The sequence below is a fragment of the Sphingomonas sp. CCH9-E2 genome (assembly GCF_001557215.1).
Lineage (GTDB): Bacteria > Pseudomonadota > Alphaproteobacteria > Sphingomonadales > Sphingomonadaceae > Sphingomonas.
Genome location: NZ_LSJM01000327.1, coordinates 1 through 8,557 on the forward strand (window position 1 = coordinate 1; position 8,557 = coordinate 8,557).

The window sequence follows — 8,557 nt, forward strand, 5'->3', positions numbered from 1 at the left end:
GCCACCGCCGATTTCGTCGACTGGCTCGCCGTCGAACGCATCGAGGGGCGGGAGATCGATATCGGCATCCACCGCCGCTGGCTCGATCCGACCAAGCCGTTTGCGGAAGCGGTGCTGAAGCCGGCACATGGCGCGCTGGTTACCTCAGCAACGCTACGCGCGGGCGGGGACTGGGACGTGGCCGAGCAGCGCAGCGGTGCCCAACACCTCGCCCATCCGGCGCAGCGGTTCGAGGCCGCGTCCCCGTTCGACTACCCGCGCCAGGCCGAAGTGCTGATTGTCACGGACATCAAGCGCGGCGACATGGGCGCCCTCGCCGCCGCCTATGCGCGGCTGATCGTGGCGGCACAGGGCGGGACACTGGGTCTGTTCACGGCGATCCGGCGGCTGCGCGCTGTCCATACCCGCATTGCCGACCGGCTCGCGCGCGAGGGGCTGCCGCTCTACGCCCAGCATGTCGATCCGATCGATACCGGCACCCTGGTCGACATCTTCCGCGACGATCCGCGCGCCTCGCTGATCGGCACCGACGCCTTGCGCGACGGCGTCGATGTCCCCGGCCACTCGCTGCGGCTCGTAGTGATGGAAGGGGTGCCCTGGCCCAAGCCCAGCGTCCTGCACGCGGCGCGACGGCTGGCGGGAGGCGGCAGCGCCTATGACGACCGCATCGTGCGCGCCCGGCTGGCGCAGGCGTTCGGTCGCCTGATCCGCCGTGCCGATGATTCGGGCGCGTTCGTGCTGCTCTCCGCCGCCACACCGTCGCGGCTGCTGGACGCCTTTCCCCCTGGCACGCCGATCCGACGACTGACGCTGGATGAGGCGGTCGACCATGCGCGCCGTCTTTCCTCCGTCGCATCGCTGGGGCACAAGGCCCGGGAAACCGCCGATCCGGAGGGCCGATGAAGACGTTGACGGTATTGCGCCACGCCAAGTCGAGCTGGGACGACGCAGTCGCGCGCGATTTTGATCGTCCGCTCAATGCACGCGGCCAACGCGCGGCAGTCACTGTTGGTCGCCATCTGCGCAGCGAGGGGCTGAGCTTCGATCACGTCGTCGCGTCGCCGGCGGTGCGCATCACTGAAACGGTCGAGCAGATTGAAAGCGGCTATGGCAGCGCGCTGGCCCCGGCTTGGGACCGCCGCATCTACCTCGCCTCCGCCTCGACCCTGATGGACGTAGTCCACGAACTACCTGTGGGCGCGGACAGCGCGCTGCTGATCGGCCATAATCCGGGCCTGGAGGATCTGATCCTGATGCTCGTGCCGGATCGGGCCGGTGATGCGCTGCGCGATGCGGTGGAGGAAAAATTTCCGACCGCCGCACTCGCCGTGATCACATTCGACACCGACGATTGGGGCGCGATTCGCTCGAACAGTGGAACACTGATCCGCTTCGTCCGCCCGCGCGATCTCGACGCCGGACTGGGACCGGAGGACTGATCAGCCGTCTTCGCTGAGCGCCACCTGCAGCGCATCGCGCACCGCCCGCAGCGAATCGGTTCGCCCGCGCCGCGCGCCGCGCTCGGCATCGAGCAGCCGCTGGACTCCCCGGATCGAATAGCCCTCGCGGGTGAGCAGCGAATCGATCCGCCGCACCAGTGCCACATCATCAGGCCGGTAATAGCGCCGGCCGCCCGCGCGTTGCAGCGGACGCAGCTGAGGAAAACGCGTTTCCCAATATCGAAGAATATGCTGGGGGCGCCCGATTTCCTGCGCAAGCTCGCCGATCGTCCGGAAGGCTTCGGGGCCCTTCTCCGGACCGGCTGCCATCTTATCCCCCGTTGACGATCCGGTCGCGCAGCATCTGGCTGGCCCGGAAGGTCAAGACGCGGCGCGGGGCGATCGGCACCTCGACCCCGGTCTTGGGATTGCGCCCGATGCGTTCGCCCTTGTCACGCAGCACGAAGCTGCCGAAGCCCGAAATCTTAACATTCTCGCCCTTGGCGAGCGCCTCGCACATATGGCCGAGAATCTGTTCGACGAAGCGCGCCGCGTCGGCGCGAGATAGTCCGACGTCGCGATGCAGCGCGTCGGCAAGATCGGCCCTGGTCAACGTCGCGGCGGTCGCCATTCTTAACCCTCCTGCCCCGTTTTGTTACCGTAACACATTGAGGGACGGGTGCAACCATCGTTGCGCTCGCGTTACGATACCGTAATATTACGGCATGCCAAGCGCCCGCGCGCGTTTAAAAGCGCACCGCTGCAGCGCCCCAGGTAAAACCACCGCCCATGGCCTCCAGCACGAGCAGGTCGCCCTGCCTGATGCGCCCGTCGCGCACCGCCGCGTCGAGCGCGAGCGGAACCGACGCGGCCGAGGTGTTGGCGTGCTGGTCCACCGTCACCACGACCTTTTCCGGCGCCAGACCCAGCTTCTTGGCGGTCGCATCGAGAATCCGGGCATTGGCCTGATGCGGCACGACCCAGTCGACATGCTCCGGCCCCAGACCTGCAGCGGCAAGCACCTCGTTCATCACCGCGGCCAGATTGACCACGGCGTGCCGAAACACCTCCTTGCCCTTCATGCGCAGCTTGCCGACCGTGCCGGTGGTTGACGGTCCGCCATCGACATAGAGCAGCTGATTGTGCCGCCCATCGGCATGCAGCTTCGTCGCCAGCACGCCGCGCCCGCCATCCACCGCAGTCTCCTGTGCGTCGAGCACGATCGCGCCTGCCCCGTCGCCGAACAGTACGCAGGTGGTGCGGTCTTCCCAGTCGAGGATCCGGCTGAAAGTTTCCGCACCGATCACCAGCGCGCGATTCGCGCTGCCGGCGCGGATCATGCTCTCGGCGACCTGCACCGCGTACAGAAAGCCGGAACACACCGCCGCAACATCGAACGCCACGCAATCATCGATACCCAGCGCCGCCTGCACCCGCGTCGCGCTTGCCGGAAAGGTCTGGTCGGGAGTCGCGGTCGCCAGCACGATCAGGTCGATCGTCTGCGCCGCGATCCCCGCCGCCGTCAGTGCGGCGCGCGCCGCATCGGTTGCCAGCGTCGATGTCGTCTCGTCATCCGCAGCGATGTGACGAAAGCGGATGCCGGTGCGCTCGACGATCCATTCGTCGGAGGTATCGATCTGCTCGGCCAGCTCGGCATTCGCAACGCGGCGACGCGGCAGCGCCGATCCGGTTCCGGTGATCACTGCACGCCGCATGGTTGCGACGGCGCTTGATTCGCTCATGCTGCCTGGGCCTCGAAATTGCCGAGATCCTCGGCGATGCGGCGGGTCAGATCGTCGCGCACCATCTTGGCGGCGACGCCGATCGCGGTGTCGACCCCGATCTCATTGGCGCTGCCATGGCTCTTCACGACGATGCCGTTGAGGCCAAGGAAGACCGCTCCATTGTGATTATTGGGGTCGAGATGATGGCGCAGCAATTCGGTAGCGGGCTTCGAGATCAGGAAACCGATCTTCGAGCGGATCGAGCTGGAAAAGGCGCGGCGGAGCAGGTCGGCAACAAAGCGCGCGGTGCCCTCGACCGTCTTGAGCGCGATATTGCCCGAAAAGCCGTCGCATACGATCACATCGACATTGCCGCGTGACATCGCATTGCCCTCGACGAACCCGGTAAAGCGCAGCGGCAAATGCGTCGCGGCGCGCAATTGCTGCGCGGCGTCGCGAATGATGTCGGTGCCCTTTTGCTCCTCGGTGCCGATATTGAGCAGCGCGACGCGGGGCGATTCGAGGTCGAGCACGGTGCGCGCATAGGCGGCACCCATCACTGCGAACTGGATCAGGTTGCGGGTATCGACCTCGGTATTCGCACCCAGGTCGAGCATGACGACGTCATTGTCGCCCAGCGTCGGCATCCGCGCGGCGAGCGCCGGGCGGTCGATGCCGGGCATAGTGCGCAGCGCCAGCTTCGCCATCGCCATCAGCGCGCCTGTATTGCCGGAGGAGACCGCGGCGGCTGCCTCGCCGCGCTTCACCAGATCGATCGCAACGCCCATCGACGTCGTCTTGGCGCGCCGGATCGCCTGGCTCGGCTTGTCGTCGGCGGTCACCACCTCGGGCGCGTGCACGATCTCGGACGCAGCGGTGAGGTTGGGATGGGCCTTCAGCCCCTCGCGAATCGCGGCTTCGTCGCCGACCAGCAGAAAGCGCATGCCCTCGAACCGGCGCCGCGCACGCGCGACTCCAGCAAGCATGACCGCCAGCCCCTCATCGCCGCCCATCGCATCGACGGCGATTCGTGCGCTTGAGGTCATGACCGACGGCCCCCTCTAATCGGGCTCAGCCCTCGACCGAAACGATCTCGCGACCATTATAGTGGCCGCAGGCGCCGCACAGCACGTGCGGGCGCTTCAGCTCACCGCAGTTCGGGCATTCCTGGAATGCCGCAACCTGCAGCGCGTCATGCGACCGGCGCATGCCACGGCGGCTCGGCGAAACTTTTCTCTTGGGGACGGCCATTTCGGCAAACCTTCTTGAACTGTCGTCTTAAAACCTGGATCGCGATACGCCCATGGCGGCGAACGGGCAAGCACCGGGGTCCGGCACTCGCCGGACAGCCCTGGGCCAGTCGCGAAGCGAGCGAGCGCCTATACCGATTTCCGTCCAAGTTGCAAGGCAGCGCGCGGCGTGGCAGCCACAGTGTTCCAAAAGGGGTAAGAATCAATGGAAGCCATCATCCTGCCCGTAACGCTTGCCGCCGCTGCGGCCTGCGCGCTACTCAATTCCTGGCTTACCTTCAGGGTCGGGCAAGTCCGCCGCGCCGAAAAGATCCTGGTCGGCGACGGAGGCAGCACCCGGCTGACCGCCCGGATGCGCGCGCAGCTCAACTTCGTCGAACATGCGCCGTTCGTGCTGATCTTGCTCGCGCTGATCGAACTGGCGGTGGGGACGGAGACCTGGTTGTGGGCAGTCGCGGCACTGTTTGTCACCGGACGTATCCTGCATGCGTTCGGCATGGATGGCTGGATGCCGGGGCGCATGATCGGCATTGCAGTCACGTTGCTGGTGACGATCGGCCTTGCCGGCTATGCCGCCGCAATTCCCTATTTGGCCCTCGGCGAATCGCAAACGATCGAGCTGGTCGAAACGGCTGGCTAAGCTTCGGCAACCCAGACGCTCAGCAGACTGTGGGCGATCGCGTAGCGCGGCGGCGCGATAAACCGCGCGCCCGCTTCGCCCGCCAGCGCGGCGCGCACTTCGTCCCGCGTCACCCACATCGCGTCCTCGATCTCGGTGGTGTCGAGCGACAGCGTGTCGTCCTCGGCACGCGCAATACAGGCGATCATCAGCGACGAGGCGAACGGCCAGGGCTGGCTGGCGATGTAGCGCACGTCGCTGACCCGCACGCCCGCTTCCTCCAGCGTTTCGCGCGCCACCGCTTCTTCGATCGATTCGCCGACCTCGACAAACCCGGCGAGCGCCGAGTAGCGCCCGGCAGGCCATGCCGCCTGCCGCCCCAGCAGCGCGCGCCCGTCATGCTCGGCCAGCATGATCACGACCGGATCGGTGCGCGGGAAATGCTCCGCACCGCACCCACCGCACCGCCGCGCCCAGCCGGCACGGAACAACTCGGTCGCGCTGCCACAGGCCGCGCAAAAGCCATGGCGCTGGTGCCAGTCGACCAGGCTGCGCGCACAGGCATAGAGGCTCGCCTGATCGGGCGGCATCAAGCCCAGCATCGCGAACAAGGCCGGCGAGCGCGCCGCGCCATGCCGTTCACCCATACGCAGAGGCGCGAAATGCGATTTGCCGTCGATATAGCCGAGGAACAGCGGATTGGCATCGTCGGGCAGGTCGGCCAGACTCCCCCACACCAGCCGCCCGTCGTCGTCCAGCTCGGGGTCGAGCCCGTTCAGCTTCAACAGCCGCGCGCGCCAGTCGCCCATTGCCGCCGCCAGCGCCTCAGGGTTGTTGCGCTCGCGATCGGCACGGTCGAGCACCCCGCCGGTGAACCCGACTTCGAGCCGCATCAGCGCGCGGCTTGAGCGTAGACGGCTTTGACCGCGTCGGCGCGCAGCGGCCATTTGTCCGACGGGAAGTAATTGACCATCACCGTCCCGCGAATCTTCTTCGACGGATCGACCCACGCGACCGTCCCCGCTGCGCCGCCCCAGCCATAGGTCCCCTTGCCTGCGCCGCCGGGCACGTCCTCAAGCTGGACCGATCCGCCCGCGCCATAGCCCATTTTCGGGCCGGTCGCGCCGCCGCTTCCACTCGGCGCACCACCATAAGTGACGCTGGCGGGCAACAGGTTGGACATGGCGAGTCGCACCGTCTCCGGCTTCATCACACGCGCGCCGTCCAGCGTTCCGCCATTGGCGAGCATGTGCAGGAAGCGGTCATAGTCGCGCGCCGACATCACCAGTCCTGCCCCACCATAGGGAAAGGACGGCGGGGTCAGCCAGGCCGAGCTCTTGGCCGGATCGAACGGAATGCGATTCTCGCCCGCCCAGGCATAGTTGGTCGCGAACCGCCCGACTTCCGACTGCGGCACGGTCCAATAGGTCGAGGTCATCTTGAGCGGCCCGAGCATCCGCGTCTGCAGGAACTGCTCATAGGGCATCCCCGCTGCGGCCTCGATGATCGCGGGCAGCAGGTCGAGGCTGATCGAATAGCTCCACTTCGTGCCCGGCTCGGCGATCAGCGGTAGAGTCGAAACGCGCTCGGCAAATTCCTTGAGGCTTTTGGGGCGCAGCGGCCTCGCCTGCGCTTCCAGCGCCGCGTTGACGGCGCCCGGCGTGATCCCCAGCCGCTCATATTCCTTGAGCAACGGCCCCTTGGTGATGATCGAATAGCCAAGGCCGGCAGTGTGGGTAAGCAGATGCCGCACCGTGATCTGCGTCGTCGCCGGTCGGCTGTCGAGGCTGTTGGCCGGATCGGTCAGCACCTTCATGGTGCGAAAACCGGGGAAGAAATCGGCGATCGGCTGGTCGAGCTTCAGCTTGCCGTCCTCGACCAGCATCATCGCCGCCATGGCGGTGATGGGCTTGGTCATCGAATAGACGCGCCACAGCGAGTCGGGCCCGGCAGCAGCGGCGTCCGCTTCCACCGCGATGCGGCCCGCGCTGGCAAAGACCGGCGCCGAATCGCCCACGCCATAAGCAACGACGATGCCCTGCGTGCGGTTCTGCGCGACATAATCCTGCGCCAGCGTCTCGACGGGGGCGGCGGCACGGGGTGCCGTTGCCGCCTGTCCGAATGCCGCCGATTGCGTCGCCGCCAGTGCCAGCGCCGCCGCGCCACCGATCATCCAGGTCCGCTTCATGCTTCGCTCTCCATCGCCTCGACCGCCTTGGCGAACAGCCGCGGAAGTCCTGCCTCATCCAGTCGCGCGATCGGCCACCATTCGCCGTCGACCGCGCCTATGTGACGCGCGACTGTTGCAGTCGCAAGCACGGCGTTTAGCTCGAAATGCGTGAACACATGGCGGATCGTGGCGTTGCGCAGCGTCCAGTCGGCCACGACCGGCGCAGCGACCAATCCCGGCGGGCTATCCGCCCATGGCCCGGTCGGTAGCGCGCGCATGCCCCCCAGCAATCCTTTCGCCGGGCGCCGCACCAACAGCACCGCGCCGTCACGCTCCAGCCAGAAAAAGGTGCCGTACCGCACCGGTCGGGCCGCCTTCTTCGCCTTGACTGGAAACGCCTCGGGCATCCCCGCCCGTCGCGCCGCGCAGGGCTCAGCCAGCGGACAGAGCAGGCATTTCGGGCTGCGCGGCGTACAGATCGTCGCGCCGAGATCCATCATCGCCTGTGCGAAATCGCCCGCCCGCGCATCGGGCGTGATCGAATCGGTCAGCGCGCGGACCTGCGGCCTCGCGCCCGGCAACGGGTCGGTCACGGCAAATAGCCGCGTCACCACCCGCTCGACATTGCCATCGACCACCACCGCGCGCTGCCCGAACGCAATCGCCGCCACCGCCGCCGCGGTATAGGCGCCGAACCCCGGCAGCTTGCGCAGTGCGGCCTCGTCCCCAGGCAACTGCCCGCCATGCTCCGCCGCCACCGCCCGCGCCGCCGCCAGCAGGTTGCGCGCACGGGCATAATAGCCGAGCCCCGCCCAGGCGCTCATCACATCGGCATCATCCGCCGCCGCAAGGCTGACAAAATCGGGCCAGCGCGTCGTGAATTTCTCGAAATAGGGGATCACCGCCGCAACCTGAGTCTGTTGCAGCATCACTTCGGACAGCCACACGCGATAGGGATCGGGCGGCGGCGTTCCCGGCGGCGCGCGCCACGGCAGCACCCGGGCATTGGCATCGTACCAAGCGAGCAACAGATCGGCGATGACGTGAGAAACATTGTCGGGCACGCCCCGGCTATGGCATGGACCGGGCGAATGAGTAAGCCGCGCGCCACCACCGATGAACCTCGCCGCAGCAACCGCGTCCGCGCCGTCGCGGATCTGGTGCCCGATGTCGGCCGCGTCGCGTTCCGCAAGTTCGGCTTTGTCCAGAGCGCGGTGCTCAGCCGCTGGAGCGAGATCGTCGGCGAACGCTATGCTGGCGTCTCGTCCCCCGAATCGATTCGCTTCCCGCGCGGCGAGCGCTCGAACGGCGTGCTGAGCCTGGTGGTGCAGGGCGCGCATGCGCCGATGATGCAG

12 protein-coding genes are annotated in these 8,557 nt (G+C 67.2%); 4 read left to right on the forward strand and 8 right to left on the reverse strand.

The annotated features are described in order from the left end of the window. Both AX681_RS15400 and AX681_RS15405 read left to right on the forward strand, forming a co-directional pair. A partial coding sequence (locus AX681_RS15400; RefSeq protein WP_331710025.1) for a helicase C-terminal domain-containing protein occupies positions 1–903 on the forward strand: 903 nt, incomplete at its 5' end. Then, a complete protein-coding gene (locus tag AX681_RS15405; protein WP_066659034.1) occupies positions 900–1,439 on the forward strand; it encodes a SixA phosphatase family protein in 540 nt (179 codons plus the stop codon). The genes AX681_RS15400 and AX681_RS15405, both read left to right, overlap by 4 nt. On the opposite strand, the gene AX681_RS15410 is transcribed toward AX681_RS15405, so the two are convergent. The 5 genes from AX681_RS15410 to rpmF all read right to left on the reverse strand — a co-directional run bounded on the left by AX681_RS15410 (position 1,440) and on the right by rpmF (position 4,414). Next, complete coding sequence (locus AX681_RS15410) at positions 1,440–1,769, reverse strand: MerR family transcriptional regulator (protein WP_066659036.1); 330 nt, start codon at positions 1,767–1,769, stop codon at positions 1,440–1,442. Position 1,770: 1 nt separating this feature from the next. Then, positions 1,771–2,070, reverse strand: coding sequence for an integration host factor subunit alpha (locus AX681_RS15415; protein ID WP_066659038.1), 300 nt, complete (start codon positions 2,068–2,070; stop codon positions 1,771–1,773). A gap of 115 nt (positions 2,071–2,185) precedes the next feature. Further along, the gene (locus AX681_RS15420; RefSeq protein ID WP_066659053.1) at positions 2,186–3,154 is read right to left on the reverse strand and encodes a beta-ketoacyl-ACP synthase III; all 969 of its coding nucleotides are present in this window, start codon (positions 3,152–3,154) and stop codon (positions 2,186–2,188) included. 23 nt (positions 3,155–3,177) lie between these two features. After that, complete coding sequence (gene plsX / locus AX681_RS15425; protein ID WP_066659041.1) at positions 3,178–4,209, reverse strand: phosphate acyltransferase PlsX; 1,032 nt, start codon at positions 4,207–4,209, stop codon at positions 3,178–3,180. A 25-nt stretch (positions 4,210–4,234) separates the two neighbouring features. Beyond that, positions 4,235–4,414 (reverse strand): 50S ribosomal protein L32, encoded by a 180-nt coding sequence (gene rpmF, locus AX681_RS15430; protein ID WP_066659043.1) that lies wholly within the window; start codon positions 4,412–4,414, stop codon positions 4,235–4,237. Between the two features lie 204 nt (positions 4,415–4,618). On the opposite strand from rpmF, the gene AX681_RS15435 reads away from it, so the two are divergent. After that, positions 4,619–5,053, forward strand: a complete 435-nt coding sequence (locus AX681_RS15435; RefSeq protein WP_066659045.1) for an MAPEG family protein — start codon at positions 4,619–4,621, stop codon at positions 5,051–5,053. Here AX681_RS15435 and nudC read toward each other — a convergent pair. The 3 genes from nudC to mutY are packed head-to-tail and all read right to left on the reverse strand — an operon-like array spanning position 5,050 to position 8,266. Next, on the reverse strand, positions 5,050–5,925 hold the full coding sequence (gene nudC / locus AX681_RS15440) for an NAD(+) diphosphatase (RefSeq protein ID WP_066659047.1): 876 nt from the start codon (positions 5,923–5,925) through the stop codon (positions 5,050–5,052). The genes AX681_RS15435 and nudC overlap by 4 nt on opposite strands. Continuing rightward, complete coding sequence (locus AX681_RS15445) at positions 5,925–7,220, reverse strand: serine hydrolase domain-containing protein (RefSeq protein WP_066659049.1); 1,296 nt, start codon at positions 7,218–7,220, stop codon at positions 5,925–5,927. The genes nudC and AX681_RS15445 overlap by 1 nt, the downstream gene beginning before the upstream one ends. Then, a complete protein-coding gene (gene mutY / locus AX681_RS15450) occupies positions 7,217–8,266 on the reverse strand; it encodes an A/G-specific adenine glycosylase (protein WP_066659051.1) in 1,050 nt (349 codons plus the stop codon). Before mutY ends, AX681_RS15445 begins: the two co-directional genes overlap by 4 nt. Positions 8,267–8,293: 27 nt before the next feature. Here mutY and AX681_RS22905 point away from each other — a divergent pair. After that, positions 8,294–8,557: DciA family protein (locus tag AX681_RS22905; RefSeq protein WP_156456114.1), on the forward strand; the 264-nt coding region annotated here is incomplete at its 3' end.